Below are 15352 nucleotides of genomic sequence, written 5' to 3' on the forward strand. Positions count from 1 at the left end.
TTCATCTTTATTCATCAGCTTTGGTTATTTTTACATCAATTATTGTTGGATATGATGAAGAACAGGATTGAATATATTCTTTTTATTTTTTTTAGTCGCTGCTTTAAGTTTTTCGGGCTGACTCTTTCCAGAAAATTTGCCAGCATTTTAGCATTCACATTTTTTTATCTTATCCCTATTCGAAAAAAGGTTGTGCTGAAAAATCTTCACATTGCGTTTCCTGAAAATGATATCGTAACTAACAAGAAACTGGCGTATAAAATTTATTTAAGCTTTGCTATTACTCTTGTTGAAATTTTGTATCTGCCGTATATGAGTAAGAACGATATTGCATTTGCGGTTGAGTGCAGCAATCCGGAATTAATTATTGAAAAATATAAAGAAGGTAAAGGCGTAATATTACTTTCATCGCATTTCGGTAATTGGGAGTTTATTGCGATCTCTGTTGCAATCCAATTACAACTTCCTTTTTCTGTAATTGTAAAACCACTTCGTAACCCATTGGTTTTTGAATGGATGAATAAATCACGAACCAGGTTTGGCAATGAGGTCGTTCAACTTGGAATATCAATACGAAAAACTTACCAAACTTTAAAAGAAAAGAAAATTGTTGCAATGGTTGCTGACCAAAGAGGACCGGCTGAAGGTGTAAAAGTAAACTTTTTTAAGAGAAAAGTTGCTGTATATACCGGACCTGCTGTACTTGCAATCAAAACTGGTGCACCGTTGATTTGTGGTATTCCAATAAGAGATAAAAATTACAAGTATAAAACTACTTTGGTCGAAATTTCTGTGGACAATCTTCCTGAGAATTATGATGAAAAAGTGATCGAACTTAGTCAAAGATATATTTCCTATCTTGAAAAAGTGATTAGGGAAAATCCAGAACAATGGTTATGGATGCACAACAGGTGGAAACACTAAATGAGTGAAGTAAAAAAAATACTTGTTATTCAAACAGCATTTCCCGGTGATGTTATCCTTACCTTACCATTTATCCAGGAATTGAAGAAGAGACGAAACCAGTATTTAATTGATGTTTTGTGTATCCCATCAACTGCGGAAATATTTAATGCCTCACCTTCTGTTAACTCCACAATTACATTAGATAAAAAAGGAAAACAAAAATCTTTTTTCGCTTTCCACAGATTTATAAAAAATCTGAAATTAAATAATTATGATATCGTTTACTCACCTCACAGATCATTTCGGAGCGCACTTATTACACTGAGTATTGGTGCAAAAGAATCTTACGGATTTGATAACAGCAGTTTGAAATTTGCATTTAAGCAAACAGTAAAATATGATCCATCTTCGCACGAAGTTAAAAGAAATTTAGCTTTCCTCGGTGATGACTTTAGTGATGATGATGCCTGGAAAATTATTCCTGAACTAAAATCTTCTGCTGAAAACAGGATAAAAGCAGAAGAATTCTTAAAATCGAATTCGATAAACAAATTCATTGCTATAGCGCCAGGTTCAATTTGGGGGACAAAAATTTATCCTTTAGAATATTTTAAAACTATTGTGGATTATTTTATAAAGAATAAATTTCAAATCGTAACCTTTGGCAGTGAGCAGGATAGAAATTTATGTGAATCATTGCGGTCTGAACAAGAGAAAAATGTTTTTATTGCTGCTGGTTATTTTTCTTTTACTGAATCAGTTGAACTGTTGAAAAGTGCTTCGCTTCTGATTTGTAATGACAGTGCACCGACTCATTTGGGAATGTGCGCTCAAATTCCTGTGCTAACCATATATTGTTCTACTGTACCGCGGTTCGGTTTTTATCCTTACAACTCAAAAAGTGATTTTATCAGCTATGATAAATTACTTTGCAAACCTTGTGGAATACATGGATTTAGCAAATGTCCGATTGAGACATTCGATTGTGCAAAACTATTAACACCTGATCTTATAATCAAAAAGGCTGAAAAATTATTATCTGATGCAAACTGATAGTAAAAATATAATCAATATAGATATTGAAGCCGAAAGAGCTTTGACGTTTGCAACAGAATTGTTCCAAACAGGAAGGATTTTCATCTACCCAACGGATACAATTTACGGAATTGGTGGTAATCCTTTGAATCAAAAAGTAGTAAACAGAATATCAGAAATCAAAGGAAGAGATGAGCAAAAAAGATTTATCTGGTTGATTTCGGATATAGATAATTTGTTGAACTATACTGATTTTGCAATTGAATCTCACATCGAAATACTTCAGAAAATTTGGCCCGCTCCGTTATCGGTGATTCTGAAATTGAATGAAAGAACGAGTGAACTTTTAAATCAAAAAACTGTTGCTGTAAGGATTCCGTCTGATAAATTTTGTTTAAATCTTCTTAAAGAAATTTCACGACCATTAATTTCAACGAGCGTAAACCGTACCGGTGAAAATCCATTATATCGTACTGATCTGATAATCGAGGAATTTTCTGACAAGGTAGATGCAATTCTGTTTCATACTGAATCACCTGAAAGAAAATCATCAACAATCATCGATCTCACTACAAATAAACCAAAATTAATTAGAGAAGGTGCAATTAAATTTGTAGAATTGTTACAAAACTTCACTTAAATTTACTCCACTTTAAAATGATTTTACGAAGATGTCGATATTAAAATATATTAAAAATCTGAAAAGCTTTTCAGTAATAATAGTTCCTGATAATACTTCGAGTGGGGCTAAATCAAAAAAGATAACTCTCTCAAAAATATTATTGCTTGTAGTGACCTATTCAATATTAATATCAATACTGGGATTTTACTTGTTGAATATTTCCGGAGCTGGTGATTATATATTACCAAATAGTTATACACGTGACTCGAAGAATAATTTGCAAATAGAACAATTAAATGAAAAAATCTTGTTCCTGGCGAATGAACTTCAAGTCCTTAAATCTACGAACCAAAAGCTTAAGTATGCTTTAGCATTAGGAGATTCGTCCTTAATTGACTCTTTAAAAATCGATGCGGATACACTTAAAAAATATTATCAAACTCCGCATGAAGGAAATATTTTTGGAGTTCTTTTGAGCATTCTTCATAAATATTTTATACAACAGCAAGAGAATAAAATTTTTTTCATTCTTCCCTCTAATGGATATATTAGCAGAGCATTTGATCCTGAGAGAGCTCATTATGGTATTGATATCGTTGTTAAAGATGGAACTCCGGTTTATGCTTCTGCAGGAGGATTCGTAGTTTTTTCAGGTTATACAAATAATTATGGTAACATAATTATCCTCAATCATTCTGATGGATATCTGAGTATTTACAAACATTGCTCTGTTATAATAAAAAGAGAAAGAGAATTCGTAAAACAAGGTGAACTGATTGCACAGAGTGGAAACAGTGGATTAGCAACTACCGGTCCTCATCTTCACTTTGAAATATGGCATAATGGTAAACCTATTGACCCAGAAACAATTTTACTAATCAATAATTAAGGAGAATATATGAAAGGCAAAATGAACGGTGATTCAGAAGAAATCACAATTATCAGTCACGGTGTAAAAGTCGAAGGCAAAGTTTCAAGTAATGGAAGCATCCGGCTTGATGGAACTATTCAAGGTGATATTGTCTGTCAAGGCAATGTTACAATCGGTGAGTCTGGTGAAGTATATGGAAAAGTTAATGGTCAGAATATCACCATTGGCGGCAAGGTTGAAGGTATGATAAATGCAAAAGAAAAACTTATGCTCGAAGCTAAAGCTGATTTAAAAGGAGATATTTTTACCAAAATACTTGTCGTCGAAGCAGGTGCACGTTTTGATGGTAAAAGTAATATGGGTCAGGGTGGTTATTCATCTGAATTATCTGATTCTTCTTCAACAAATTCTTAGTAATGAAACTGGAACCTGATAATCTTAAAGGTACCAGAAATCTATATAAAACCGTCGGACCTTATGTTGGCTTAGGTCTCCAACTGGCTGTTACCGTAACCGTAATGGTTTTCATTGGCATTTGGCTGGACGGATATTTTGATACTAAGCCAATTCTTACAATTGTTTGCGCATTTTTTGGTGTATTTGCAGGGATGTACAATTTCATTAAATCCGTACTGAAAGCCGGAAATGATAAAAAATGAAAAACAACTTCTGCTTCAGTGTTTTTTAATTTCAATTATTATTTTTCTGGTTCTGATAGTATTGTATTTAATGGATAATATTTCTGCGATACTATTTAAGTCTATATTAATTGGCGCACTGATTTCATTATTAAATTTTTTAATAGGATTTCTGCTGATTAAGTTAAGTCTGCACAAATCTGAGAATATTTTCCTCCTTTCTTTGTGGGGCGGACTTCTGATCAGGCTATTGATAGGACTTACTCTCATATTATTAACCCTCTTTTTTTTGGAAATAAACACCTATGGGTTTATATTTTCAATCCTCTTTTTTTACGTTTTTTATTTATTAATAGAGATATTTTATTTGATTTTAGGGAGAAAAAGCCAGATTGGCAGTAACCGATAACATAGATACTCTGAGAGTTGTTACAGATAGTTTGATGACTTCTGACAAAGCTGAAAGTGATTGGATTTTACATCACATCGTTGATGGTAAAGAAATCGAACTTCCTTTGCTAGGATATGTTCATATACCTCAACTACCTCCAGTTTTCGGAATTGATATTACACCAACAAAGCATGTTATTTTTATGTGGATAGCAGCATTTTTAGTGTTATTTACATTTTATTTCGTTGCGAAGAATTATAAGAGATCTCTGATTCCCGGAAGAATGGCAAACTTTTTCGAAGTGTTGATCATTTTTGTTCGAGATGAAATTGCAGAACTGACATTGGGCAAAGCTTATAAACCTTTTCTTCCTTTTCTTCTGACTTTATTCTTTTTCATTTTGTTTGGTAATTTTCTTGGATTGATTCCATTCTCGGCAACTTTTACAAGTAATATAGCCGCAACTACGGCGCTTGCAATCATTTCATTTTTTATGATTCAATTGGGAGGGATCAAACACCACGGATTTTTAGGCTACTTCAAAGGATTAGTTCCACATGGTATTCCAATGTGGCTGCTGCCGCTTATGATACCTGTAGAAATTCTTGGATTATTCACGAAACCTTTTGCATTGACGATACGACTTTTCGCAAATATGATAGCAGGTCATACTGTTATCCTTGCTCTTATCGGCTTAATATTTTTTATGGGAACAATTTTTATTGCGCCCGTTTCAGTAGCATTCGCAGTTTTTATTTATCTATTAGAAATTTTAGTTGCGTTAATTCAGGCATATATTTTTACAATGCTTACTTCCTTATTTATAGGAATGGCAGTACATCAGGAACATTAATTTATTAACAAATATTAAAGGAGTACTAAAATGGATTTAGCATGGTTAGCAGCGGGTATTGGCGCCGGATTAGTTGTTATCGGTGGCGGAATTGGAATCGGTAAGCTCGCAAGTTCTGCAATGGATGCAAGCGGCAGACAGCCGGAAGCTGCAGGCGCAATCAGAACTTCAATGATTATTGCTGCTGCTCTTATAGAAGGTATATCATTCTTCGGACTGGTTATTTGTATCCTTCTGGCGCTTAAAGCATAAATACCTAATCAATAAGGAAAAAAATGTTAGCTGAACTTACATTTGCTGTAATTGCATCTGAAGGCGGAGGAGGCGGTTTACTTGACGTTAGCCCGGGCTTAATGATCTGGACTGTACTGACGTTTATTATTCTGCTTCTGATTTTGAAAAAAGTCGCCTGGAAACCTATTCTGCAAGCGATTGATAAACGCGAAAATGATATCAAAGAATCACTGGCTCAGGCTGAAAAAGCCAGGGATGAAGCAAGAAAAATTCTTGAAGAAAATCAAGCGAACCTTTCAAAAGCGGAAGAGGAATCAAAGAAAATAATTGAGCAAAGCCGTACTTATGCTGAGTCGCTCAAAGAACAAATAATTAAGGACAGTAAAGAACAGGCTAAGAAAATTGTTGATGATGCTTCATTAGAAATTCAAAGAAAGAAAGATACTGCTTTTGAAGAACTAAAAAATCAGATAGCTGAAATTGCTGTCAGCGCAGCTGAAAAAATTATCAGACAATCACTTGACGCTCAAAAAAGTAAGCAGGTAATTGACAAGTATTTAAATGATGTGACGAAAAATTAGTAATGGCAGATTTCAGAATTTTACATAGATATGCAACTTCTTTATTGGAATCTTCAATTGAGAAAAATAATCTTGATGTCGTAACCACAGATTTCCGGCTTCTTGTTGAAACTCTTGATCAAAGCAGAGAGTTACAGACTATGCTTGATAGTCCGGTGGTAAGACCTGAATTAAAACTCAATATTCTCAAAGAAATCTTTAAAGAAAAAATATCCGGAGATTCCATGGAATTCGTTGAATTCGTTATTGCTAAAAATCGTGAAAGTTTGCTGCTTCCAATAAGTAAACGATTTTTAGAATTACGCGACGATCATCTTGGCATTGCTAACGTATTTATAACATCGGCGACTGATTTTTCAACTGAACAAAAAAATGTTCTGGAAGCAAAGCTGGAGAAGATTCTTGATAAAAAAGTCCGGCTGAATTTTAAAACTGATTTGAACCTTGTTGGTGGGTTCATAGCTAAAGTTAATGATACACTCTATGATGCTTCAATAAAGCATCAACTGGAACTACTGAAGAAACAATTTTTAACGGGTGATATATCACTCAACTAAACAATGAAGTTTAAAAGGAATTAAGTTATGGCTGAAGTTAGACCCGACGAAATATCGGCAATATTAAGGAAACAACTTTCAGGTTTCGAGAGCGAAGTAGATATTTATGATGTTGGTACCGTTCTGCAAATTGGTGATGGGATTGCACGTGTTTATGGTTTGAGCAAAGTTATGGCTACTGAACTCGTTGAATTTCCTAACGATGTAATCGGAATGGTTTTGAACCTTGATGAAGACAGCGTTGGATGTGTTCTTTTTGGTGAAAGTTCGCTGGTTAAAGAAGGTGATACAGTAAAACGAACAAAACGGGTTGCTTCAATTCCAGTTGGTAAAGAACTATTAGGTCGAGTTGTAAATCCTTTGGGTAAACCTATTGATGGAAAAGGTGCAATAAACACTGATAAGTTTTTACCTATTGAGAGAAAAGCACTTGGTGTAATTCAGAGACAAGGTGTGAAGGAACCGGTGCAGACTGGTATTGCAGCAATTGACGCGATGATTCCGATTGGACGAGGACAGAGGGAATTAATTATTGGTGATAGACAAACTGGTAAAACGGCAGTTGCAATAGATGCGATTATTAACCAAAAATATACTCATACTGAAGAAGCCAAGTCGCTCGGTATAAAACCAGTTTATTGTGTTTATGTTGCCATTGGTCAGAAGAGTTCAACAGTTGCCCAGGTTGTTGCTAAATTGCAGGAACACGGCGCAATGGAATTCACAACAGTTGTAGTAGCTTCAGCGTGGGAACCAGCACCGCTTCAGTACATTGCACCATATTCAGGTGCTACACTCGGCGAATATTTTCGTGATAATGGAATGCATTCACTCGTTATTTACGATGATTTATCAAAACAAGCTGCAGCTTACCGTGAACTTTCTCTTTTATTGAGAAGACCTCCGGGAAGAGAAGCTTACCCCGGCGATGTTTTCTATCTTCATTCAAGATTACTTGAGAGAGCTTCCAAACTTAGTGATGAACTTGGTGGCGGCAGTTTAACTGCTTTACCAATTATTGAAACTCAGCAGGGAGACGTTTCAGCTTACATTCCAACAAACGTAATTTCAATTACTGACGGACAAATATATCTTGAATCAAGTTTGTTTAACTCCGGTGTTCGACCTGCTATTAACGTTGGAATATCTGTATCTCGTGTTGGTGGAAATGCCCAGATTAAAGCGATGAAAAAAGTTGCCGGTTCTCTTAAACTTGATCTTGCTCAATACCGCGAGCTGGAAGCATTTGCTAAATTCGGTTCTGACCTTGATCAGGCGACACTAAAGACTTTAAACAAAGGTGCAAGACTTGTTGAATTACTGAAACAAGGTCAGTACGCTCCAATCCCGGTTGAAAGACAGATTATAAGTATCTTTTTAGGGACAAGAGGTTATATGGATTCCGTTCCCGTCTCAGACGTTAAACGATTTGAGAAAGAAGCACTTGAGTTTTTTGAAGTAAAGCATAAAGACATTTTTGAAACTTTGAAGAAAGACAAAGATATTTCAAAAGAGCTCGAAGCAAAAATTAATTCTGCAGCAGAAGACTTCCTTAAAGTTTTTAAGAAGACAGCATAGATAATTTAAATGGCAACCTTACGTGATATAAAGAATAGGATAGTCGGTGTTAAAAGCACGCAAAAAATCACAAAAGCAATGAAAATGATTGCCACCGCAAAATTACGCGGTGCTCAACAACGAATTGTTGGTGCAAGACCTTATGCGAACAAAATTGGTGAAATGCTTTCCCGCCTTGCTGCCGATGATTCTTTGCAAACTAATCCATTCTTCACTTTAAGAACTTCAAAAAAAGTTTGTGTTGTTATAATAACTGCAGACAGAGGATTATGTGGTGCTTTCAACACTAATATTAACAAAGAAGCATCAAACCTTATCAGCGAAGAATTAAAAAATGATAGTGATATCTCAGTTTATACAGTAGGTAAAAAAGCTACAGAATATTTTGGCAGAAGAAATTTTAAACTGCAGGGTAAAATGACCGGTCTGTTTGGTTTACTTGAATATCACTCAACTCTGCAACTTTATAATGATCTGATCCCTAAATATTTGAGTGGTGAAATTGACAAGATTGTTTTGGTGTATAATGAATTCGTTTCGATGATTCAACAAAGGATAGTTAGAGTGCAACTACTGCCGGTTCCATTCATTTCAGAAAATAATGATGATAAGGTTTCATCAAATTATATATATGAACCCGGTCAGCTTTCAATATTTGAATCGCTAATTCCAAAACACTTAAAAGTTCAAATTTGGAGAAGCCTGCTTGAATCAAATGCTGCGGAGCTGAGTGCGAGGATGACAGCTATGGATAATGCTACCACGAATGCTCAGGAACTAATTCGTTCCTTAAATTTAACCTACAATAAAGAAAGACAGGCTTCAATAACTAAAGAGATACTGGAAATCGTTTCCGGCGCCAATGCACTTAAATCCAGCTCATAGATTCTCTTTTTATCTCGCCATGTTTATTATGAAATGTTAAGATGTTTGAAGATTTATCATTAAAAATAGAAAACGCTTTAAAAAAAGTTCGAGGTCAGGGACGTTTAAATGAGAAGAATATTTCTGACACACTCAGAGAGATTCGTCGCATATTACTGGATGCCGATGTTAACTACAAAGTAGCCAAAGAGTTTATTGACAAAGTTTCTGAAAAAGCACTCGGTCAGGAAGTTATTACGTCAATAACACCCGGTCAGCTAATTACAAAAATTATTTTTGACGAGCTTGTAGCTTTACTTGGTTCCTCACAATCAGAAATAAAACTCAATCCGTCTGGTGTGACCACAATTATGGTTGTTGGGTTACAAGGTTCAGGAAAGACTACTTTTTGCGCTAAACTTGCACGAAGATTAAAAGAGCATAAAAGAAAAGTTTTTTTAGCCGCCGCTGATGTTTACAGACCTGCAGCAGTCGAACAGTTAAAACAGCTCGGTGAAAAAATTGATGTAAAAGTATTTTCCCTTGAACAGCCAGATGCAAGAAAAACAGCAACGGAAGCACTAAAGTTCGCCAAAGAAAATAACTTTGATACATTAATTATAGATACAGCCGGTCGTTTGCATGTAGATGATCAGATGATGGAAGAAATTGCGGATATAAAAAAATTAGTGAATCCATCAGAAATTCTTTTTGTTGTAGATTCAATGACAGGTCAGGATGCAGTAAATTCAGCCAAAGCATTTAATGAAACGGTCGATTTTGATGGAATAGTGCTTACAAAACTCGATGGCGATGCCCGTGGTGGTGCAGCATTATCAATCAGATCAGTTGTAGGAAAATCAATAAAATTCATAAGTAATGGTGAAAAAACTGAAGCTTTAGAGGTTTTTTACCCCGATCGGTTAGCTTCCAGAATACTTGGGAAAGGCGATGTAATCTCATTAGTAGAAAAAGCTCAACAAAATTTTGACGAAAAAGAAGCTGAACGACTTGAAGAAAAGTTCAAGAAAAATCAATTTGATTTTGATGATTTTCTTAAGCAAATTAAAGTGATTAAGAAAATGGGTTCTCTGTCATCTTTGATTGGAATGATTCCGGGAGTGAGTGCTCAGATTAAAAATGCACAGATTGATGATAAAGCTCTCGTTAAAGTTGAAGCGATTATCAGTTCAATGACTGGTTCAGAGAGAGGGAATCCTAAAATACTGAACGGCAGCAGAAGAAAAAGAATTGCACGAGGCAGTGGAACATCCATACAGGATGTAAATAGATTCCTTAAGCAATTTGAAGAAATGAAAAAGATGATGAGCAGATTTTCAGGTAAGTCATCTTTTGCCAATTTGCCGTTTGGCAGATAGATTCAAAAATATTTTTTTTAACAAATGAATAAATCGGAAAGGTTCTAATAAATTGGCTGTTAAGTTAAGATTAAGACGCATGGGTAAAAAGAAGCAACCAATCTATAGGTTGGTTGCTGCAGATTCAAGATCACCCAGAAATGGAAAATTTCTTGAAGCTGTTGGTTTTTACAATCCTTTAACTAATCCGCACACGCTGGATTTTAAAGAAGAAAGAATAATGTACTGGCTGAATGTTGGTGCAGTACCAACTCATACAGTAAAAAGTCTTTTAAGGCAGAAAGGTATTACTCTTAAAAAAGAATTAATATCAAAAGGTCTGGATGAAGAAAAAATTAAATCAGAAATTGAGAAGTGGCAGAAATTGAAAGAAGCCAGTTCAAATAAAAAGAGTGATAAAAAATTATCCAGAAAAGCCAAAGCAAAACAAGAAACCCAGACGAATGCTGAAGCATCTGAAAAGCAAGCTCCGGCAGAAGAAAATAAAACAGAAGAGACAACTAGCTAAAGTACATCAGAAGATAATGGCGCTGCTTCTGATATACTGATAAAACAGTACTGAACTATTAAGTTCAAAGCGCTTATTGAGGAGGCTCTTATGAAAGAGTTCGTGGAATTTATCGTGAAGTTCCTTGTGGATCATCCTGAAAGCGTAGTTGTTGAAGAAACACTCACTGAAGAAAATAAAATTAGTTTTACTCTGAGAGTAAAACAGGAAGACATAGGGAAAGTAATCGGGAAAAAAGGGAAAACTGCTATTGCAATGCGAACCCTTCTTACAGCAGTTGCAGCTAAAGAAGGAAAACGTGCAATACTGGAAATATTAGATTAGATTTTTTGTTTTTTAATTTGGACTATCTTTTAATCGCAAGTATCGAACAAATTTATGGTAAAGATGGATACCTGCGAATAAAATCTTTTTCAGATTTTCCTGAAAGATTTACTCGCTTGAGAAAAGTTTATTTAGATTTTTGGGGAGATAAGAAAACCTTTTTCATCGAAGATGTTAAGAATGTTAAAGGGAGTATAATTGTAAAGTTTGAAAAATTTGACAGCATAAGAGATTCTCAGCTGCTTTTAAAAAGAGAAATATATATTGATGAAAAAGATGCTGTTAGTTTACCCAAAAATCATTTTTTTGTACACGATTTAATAGGAAGTGATGTTATTGCAGAGAAAGAATGTCTTGGTGTAATCACGGATGTTATGAAAGGAAAAGGAAACGATGTGCTTGTAATTAAAAGTGATGATAATAAAGAAATATTGTTCCCTCTTGTTCTTAAATTTATTGAAAAATTTGATGTTGCACAGAAAAAATTAATTCTGAATATTACTAAAGATTTCTTGCAAGATGATCAGGATTGATGTTATATCGGCTGTACCGGATTTGCTTGAAAGCCCGTTGAAGACAAGTATTATCAAGCGTGCTCAGGATAAAGAAAAACTTTTGTTGCAAATTCATAATCTCCGGGATTATGCATATAACAAGCACAAGCAGATTGATGATAAACCTTTCGGTGGTGGTCCGGGAATGGTTTTAAAACCCGAACCTTTTTTTGAATGTATAGAATCACTGCAATCTGAAAGAATCTATGACAGAATAATTTTTACTACACCCAAAGGAAAATTATTCAATCAGAAACTTGCGAATGATCTGTCACTTGCAGAAAATTTGCTCGTAATTGCAGGTCACTATAAGGAAGTTGATGACAGAGTAAGACAGAAATTTGCCACAGATGAAATTTCGATCGGGAATTATGTGCTGACTGGCGGAGAACTTCCGGCTTTGATAATTATCGATGCAGTAGTAAGATTAATTCCGGGAGTATTGAACGATAGTGAAGCAGCATTAGATGATTCGTTTCAGGATGGTGAAATAGTTGAAGCGCCTTATTTTACCAGACCTGCTGAATATAAAGGGCTGAAAGTTCCTGAAGTTCTTCTTTCTGGCAACGAGAAAGAAATTAAAAAGTGGAAAGAGGAGCAATCAAAAATTTTAACAGAAAAATGGCGTGAAATTAATTCATCCAAAGACTAAGAGTCTTTGGTAAAAAGTAAAGGAGTAAAAGATGGATAAAATAAACAGCATATTAAAGGAAAAACCAAGAACCGATTTACCGGAGTTCAGAACCGGAGATCATATCAAAGTCTTTGTAAGTATAGTTGAAGGTGACAAAGAACGAATCCAGCCTTTTGAAGGAGATGTGATTAGCGTTCGAGGTACCGGACTTAATAAATCTTTTACTGTAAGAAAGATAGCCAGCGGAGTTGGTGTTGAAAGAATCTTCCGAATTACATCACCGAAAATTTCAAAGATAGAAATTTTGAAGAAAGGTAATGTTAGAAGAGCAAAACTTTACTACCTTCGCAATCTTTCCGGTAAAGCTGCAAGAATTAAAGATAAAAAAGCTCAGTAATTTTAGTTCGCCGCCTGCAGGCGGCTTTTTTATTTTATGATTACCAAATTCTATGTGCCGAAGAATATTTTTTCACAAATTCTGATTTCGGAAATTTCTGATAAATCGACTCTTGATATTGAATTTTTTCCTGCATCACTGATAGCAAAGGAAATTTCAGGCAAAAAAAACACAGTTGGATTAATTCCATCAATGGACTTAATAACAAATAGAGATTTATTCGTTTCATCGGAAATTGGAATTTCATTCAATGCACTTTTATCCAATTCTTATATTCATTTCAAAGAAGAACAGGAAACGATTAACGAACTTTTATTAAAAGGTGATGTATCCTCTAATGAAGTAATACTCAGCAAAATACTTTTCAAAGAATTTTATGATGTTGAGATCAGGACAACTTTGTTGAACAGAGAAGTTGCAGATTTTAAAGATAATATTCTGATAGCAGGAGATGAAAATTATCAGAAAGAGCTTTTCTTAAACGGATTAAGTTTTTCCGAAGAGATAATTGAATTACTAAATGCACCTTATGTTAATTTTGTTCTGGCTTCGTTTTCTGAAGATGCGATTAAAGAATTCTCTTCCGATTATAAAAACCAATTTCAGAATGGTCATTCAGAAAATTTTAATGAACTATTTCCTTCTTTTCCTCAATCATCACTTGATTTTCTTTCAGTAAATATTCAGCATCTTATTTTTGATTTCGACGAACAGGACAGGGAAGGCATCACGCAATTGCTGCAAATGCCTTATTACCACGGTTTGATTAAAGACATTATTGATGTGAAGTTTGTTTGATAATAATTGGGCGACTCAATTTGAATCGCCCGGTTAAAAGATCTAAATCTCTACGTGGCTAACACTGATTATATCCGGATTCTCACTCATCTTTTTAAGCATATCTGGTGTTGCACTATTCATTAATTTCATAGTACAACTTGCTGCAATTCCACCATCAAAAATTACATTTTCGATTTCTTCAATGTTTATATTACCTTCTCTTAATAAATCAAGAACGCTTGCCAGTACGCCAGGTTTGTCATAATGTTTAACAACAAGCTGATAGTGAGCATCCGTTATCTTTGCTCTGTTTACCCAATGATCAATTATTCCGCTGTGAACATAGTGATTGATTATGTTAATTGTTTCTTCAGCAACTGCATCCTGTGCTTGTTCGGTTGAAGCACCAATGTGATGGGTTACATAAATATTGGGATTGTTTTGCAGCTTAGATGTTACCTCACCTGATTTTCCTTCAGGTTCACCTTTGAATACATCACAAGCATAACGAATGTTTTTTTCTTTAATTGCCTGAAGAAGATCATCTTCAACTACTATATCCTGTCTGGAAGTGTTGATAAGATATGCACCGTCCTTCATATAACTGATCATTTGTTTGTTAAACAAACCTTTAGTCTGTGGTGTAGCAGGCAAATGAATGCTGACAATATCACAAAGTGGAAGTAATTGATCCATCTCACTAAAGTCTTTAATCTGAACGCCTTCTATCCTGGATATATCTTTGCCGTAAACATTCATTTGAAATGCAAGAGCTCTTTTTGCAACTTCTTTCCCAATATTTCCAACACCAATAAGACCAAGAGTTTTACCTTTCAGTCCTTTGCCTTTTGAAAATTTATCTTTATTCCAAACACTCTTGTTAAAATCACTAACATTATCAGGGATAAATCTATCAAGTGAAATCATTAATCCCATAGCAAGTTCAGCAACTGCAACAGCATTCATTCCGGGGCAGTTGGTAACATAAATACCCTTTTTGTTCGCTGCAGCGATATTGATATTATTTACTCCTGAACCAGCACGAATAATGAGGTTCAACTTTTTTGAACTGTTAATGGTTTCTTCATTAACCACGGTTGATCGGACAACAAGAATATCAGTTTCTTTGGCAGCATCTGGAAGATCTTTTTCTCCAAGCTTTGGCTGATAGATGACATCAAGGTCAAGATCCTTCATTTGCTGGATATATTTTTCTGGAAATTTGTCGGCTACCAATACTTTAAGTTTCATATTAACTCCTCTATTTATGATTAAGTAATGCTGAACTTGCCTGCCTGCCAGGCAAGTTCGGAATGATTAATTCGGTATTAAGGAATACCCGGAAACGAATCCACAAATTTTATTTTAATATCACCGAAAGATTCTACTATTTGCACTTTAATATCAGGGAACGAATCAACAATCTGCCATTCACCACAATCTTCTGCAAACGAATCAACTATTTTAACTTCCAGGTCAGGAAATGATTCCACAACCTGAACCGTCAAATCAGGAAATGATTCTACAAACTGGATTTTTCCAAAGAGTTTGATCCCATTGAATGTGCATTCGTCTTCATTTATTTCATCTTTTGATTGAGCGAATGAGTTGTTGTTGAAAGTTAATAAGCTTACAACAATGACACA

At 34.8% G+C, this 15352-nt stretch carries 21 protein-coding genes; 19 read left to right on the forward strand and 2 right to left on the reverse strand.

Going from position 1 to position 15352, the window contains the following annotated elements:
• Positions 1–51 precede the first annotated feature (51 nt).
• From HND39_09635 to HND39_09725, 19 genes are all read left to right on the forward strand, one after another.
• Positions 52–924: a lysophospholipid acyltransferase family protein gene (locus tag HND39_09635; GenBank protein QKJ96524.1), complete on the forward strand. Its 873-nt coding sequence runs from the start codon at positions 52–54 to the stop codon at positions 922–924.
• The gene (locus tag HND39_09640) at positions 925–1959 is read left to right on the forward strand and encodes a glycosyltransferase family 9 protein (GenBank protein ID QKJ96525.1); all 1035 of its coding nucleotides are present in this window, start codon (positions 925–927) and stop codon (positions 1957–1959) included.
• On the forward strand, positions 1949–2581 hold the full coding sequence (locus HND39_09645) for a threonylcarbamoyl-AMP synthase (protein ID QKJ96526.1): 633 nt from the start codon (positions 1949–1951) through the stop codon (positions 2579–2581). The genes HND39_09640 and HND39_09645 overlap by 11 nt, the downstream gene beginning before the upstream one ends.
• Before the next feature lie 31 nt (positions 2582–2612).
• The gene (locus HND39_09650) at positions 2613–3452 is read left to right on the forward strand and encodes a M23 family metallopeptidase (protein ID QKJ96527.1); all 840 of its coding nucleotides are present in this window, start codon (positions 2613–2615) and stop codon (positions 3450–3452) included.
• A 9-nt stretch (positions 3453–3461) separates the two neighbouring features.
• Positions 3462–3848 (forward strand): polymer-forming cytoskeletal protein, encoded by a 387-nt coding sequence (locus HND39_09655; protein ID QKJ96528.1) that lies wholly within the window; start codon positions 3462–3464, stop codon positions 3846–3848.
• 2 nt (positions 3849–3850) lie between these two features.
• Positions 3851–4093, forward strand: coding sequence for an AtpZ/AtpI family protein (locus tag HND39_09660; GenBank protein ID QKJ96529.1), 243 nt, complete (start codon positions 3851–3853; stop codon positions 4091–4093).
• Positions 4094–4482: 389 nt separating this feature from the next.
• Complete coding sequence (gene atpB, locus HND39_09665) at positions 4483–5316, forward strand: F0F1 ATP synthase subunit A (GenBank protein QKJ97953.1); 834 nt, start codon at positions 4483–4485, stop codon at positions 5314–5316.
• Between the two features lie 30 nt (positions 5317–5346).
• Positions 5347–5568, forward strand: coding sequence for an ATP synthase F0 subunit C (gene atpE, locus HND39_09670; GenBank protein ID QKJ96530.1), 222 nt, complete (start codon positions 5347–5349; stop codon positions 5566–5568).
• 23 nt (positions 5569–5591) lie between these two features.
• The gene (gene atpF / locus HND39_09675; GenBank protein ID QKJ96531.1) at positions 5592–6131 is read left to right on the forward strand and encodes a F0F1 ATP synthase subunit B; all 540 of its coding nucleotides are present in this window, start codon (positions 5592–5594) and stop codon (positions 6129–6131) included.
• 2 nt (positions 6132–6133) lie between these two features.
• The gene (gene atpH / locus HND39_09680; protein ID QKJ96532.1) at positions 6134–6688 is read left to right on the forward strand and encodes an ATP synthase F1 subunit delta; all 555 of its coding nucleotides are present in this window, start codon (positions 6134–6136) and stop codon (positions 6686–6688) included.
• A gap of 27 nt (positions 6689–6715) precedes the next feature.
• Positions 6716–8266, forward strand: a complete 1551-nt coding sequence (locus HND39_09685; GenBank protein ID QKJ96533.1) for a F0F1 ATP synthase subunit alpha — start codon at positions 6716–6718, stop codon at positions 8264–8266.
• 9 nt (positions 8267–8275) lie between these two features.
• Complete coding sequence (gene atpG, locus HND39_09690; GenBank protein QKJ96534.1) at positions 8276–9151, forward strand: ATP synthase F1 subunit gamma; 876 nt, start codon at positions 8276–8278, stop codon at positions 9149–9151.
• A gap of 41 nt (positions 9152–9192) precedes the next feature.
• Positions 9193–10509 carry a signal recognition particle protein gene (gene ffh / locus HND39_09695; protein QKJ96535.1) on the forward strand — a complete coding sequence of 439 codons (1317 nt, stop codon included), beginning with the start codon at positions 9193–9195 and terminating at the stop codon, positions 10507–10509.
• A gap of 52 nt (positions 10510–10561) precedes the next feature.
• Positions 10562–11017, forward strand: a complete 456-nt coding sequence (gene rpsP / locus HND39_09700; protein ID QKJ96536.1) for a 30S ribosomal protein S16 — start codon at positions 10562–10564, stop codon at positions 11015–11017.
• Positions 11018–11107: 90 nt separating this feature from the next.
• The gene (locus HND39_09705) at positions 11108–11341 is read left to right on the forward strand and encodes a KH domain-containing protein (protein ID QKJ96537.1); all 234 of its coding nucleotides are present in this window, start codon (positions 11108–11110) and stop codon (positions 11339–11341) included.
• A gap of 17 nt (positions 11342–11358) precedes the next feature.
• Positions 11359–11874, forward strand: a complete 516-nt coding sequence (gene rimM, locus HND39_09710; GenBank protein ID QKJ96538.1) for a 16S rRNA processing protein RimM — start codon at positions 11359–11361, stop codon at positions 11872–11874.
• Positions 11864–12547, forward strand: coding sequence for a tRNA (guanosine(37)-N1)-methyltransferase TrmD (gene trmD / locus HND39_09715; GenBank protein ID QKJ97954.1), 684 nt, complete (start codon positions 11864–11866; stop codon positions 12545–12547). Before rimM ends, trmD begins: the two co-directional genes overlap by 11 nt.
• Positions 12548–12578: 31 nt before the next feature.
• A complete protein-coding gene (rplS, locus tag HND39_09720) occupies positions 12579–12926 on the forward strand; it encodes a 50S ribosomal protein L19 (GenBank protein QKJ96539.1) in 348 nt (115 codons plus the stop codon).
• Positions 12927–12962: 36 nt separating this feature from the next.
• Positions 12963–13724: a hypothetical protein gene (locus HND39_09725; GenBank protein QKJ96540.1), complete on the forward strand. Its 762-nt coding sequence runs from the start codon at positions 12963–12965 to the stop codon at positions 13722–13724.
• Positions 13725–13766: 42 nt separating this feature from the next.
• Here the strand turns inward: HND39_09725 and HND39_09730 are convergent, their stop codons facing one another.
• Together HND39_09730 and HND39_09735 are read right to left on the reverse strand one after the other, a co-directional pair.
• Positions 13767–14957: a phosphoglycerate dehydrogenase gene (locus tag HND39_09730; protein QKJ96541.1), complete on the reverse strand. Its 1191-nt coding sequence runs from the start codon at positions 14955–14957 to the stop codon at positions 13767–13769.
• Between the two features lie 77 nt (positions 14958–15034).
• Positions 15035–15346, reverse strand: a complete 312-nt coding sequence (locus HND39_09735; GenBank protein ID QKJ97955.1) for a hypothetical protein — start codon at positions 15344–15346, stop codon at positions 15035–15037.
• Positions 15347–15352: the final 6 nt, after the last annotated feature.

It is taken from the genome of Ignavibacteriota bacterium (genome assembly GCA_013285405.1).
In the GTDB taxonomy this organism is placed as follows: domain Bacteria; phylum Bacteroidota; class Ignavibacteria; order Ignavibacteriales; family Ignavibacteriaceae; genus IGN2.

Excerpts from the sequence above, each read along its gene's own strand:
- atpF (QKJ96531.1), top strand. The coding sequence starts at position 5,592 with ATGTTAGCTGAACTTACATTTGCTGTAATTGCATCTGAAGGCGGAGGA.
- atpG (QKJ96534.1), top strand. The coding sequence starts at position 8,276 with ATGGCAACCTTACGTGATATAAAGAATAGGATAGTCGGTGTTAAAAGC.
- HND39_09635 (QKJ96524.1), top strand. The coding sequence starts at position 52 with ATGATGAAGAACAGGATTGAATATATTCTTTTTATTTTTTTTAGTCGC.
- HND39_09685 (QKJ96533.1), top strand. The coding sequence starts at position 6,716 with ATGGCTGAAGTTAGACCCGACGAAATATCGGCAATATTAAGGAAACAA.
- HND39_09660 (QKJ96529.1), top strand. The coding sequence starts at position 3,851 with ATGAAACTGGAACCTGATAATCTTAAAGGTACCAGAAATCTATATAAA.
- HND39_09640 (QKJ96525.1), top strand. The coding sequence starts at position 925 with ATGAGTGAAGTAAAAAAAATACTTGTTATTCAAACAGCATTTCCCGGT.
- atpE (QKJ96530.1), top strand. The coding sequence starts at position 5,347 with ATGGATTTAGCATGGTTAGCAGCGGGTATTGGCGCCGGATTAGTTGTT.
- atpH (QKJ96532.1), top strand. The coding sequence starts at position 6,134 with ATGGCAGATTTCAGAATTTTACATAGATATGCAACTTCTTTATTGGAA.
- HND39_09645 (QKJ96526.1), top strand. The coding sequence starts at position 1,949 with ATGCAAACTGATAGTAAAAATATAATCAATATAGATATTGAAGCCGAA.
- HND39_09725 (QKJ96540.1), top strand. The coding sequence starts at position 12,963 with ATGATTACCAAATTCTATGTGCCGAAGAATATTTTTTCACAAATTCTG.
- rplS (QKJ96539.1), top strand. The coding sequence starts at position 12,579 with ATGGATAAAATAAACAGCATATTAAAGGAAAAACCAAGAACCGATTTA.
- HND39_09655 (QKJ96528.1), top strand. The coding sequence starts at position 3,462 with ATGAAAGGCAAAATGAACGGTGATTCAGAAGAAATCACAATTATCAGT.
- ffh (QKJ96535.1), top strand. The coding sequence starts at position 9,193 with ATGTTTGAAGATTTATCATTAAAAATAGAAAACGCTTTAAAAAAAGTT.
- HND39_09650 (QKJ96527.1), top strand. The coding sequence starts at position 2,613 with ATGTCGATATTAAAATATATTAAAAATCTGAAAAGCTTTTCAGTAATA.
- HND39_09730 (QKJ96541.1), bottom strand. The coding sequence starts at position 14,957 with ATGAAACTTAAAGTATTGGTAGCCGACAAATTTCCAGAAAAATATATC.
- HND39_09705 (QKJ96537.1), top strand. The coding sequence starts at position 11,108 with ATGAAAGAGTTCGTGGAATTTATCGTGAAGTTCCTTGTGGATCATCCT.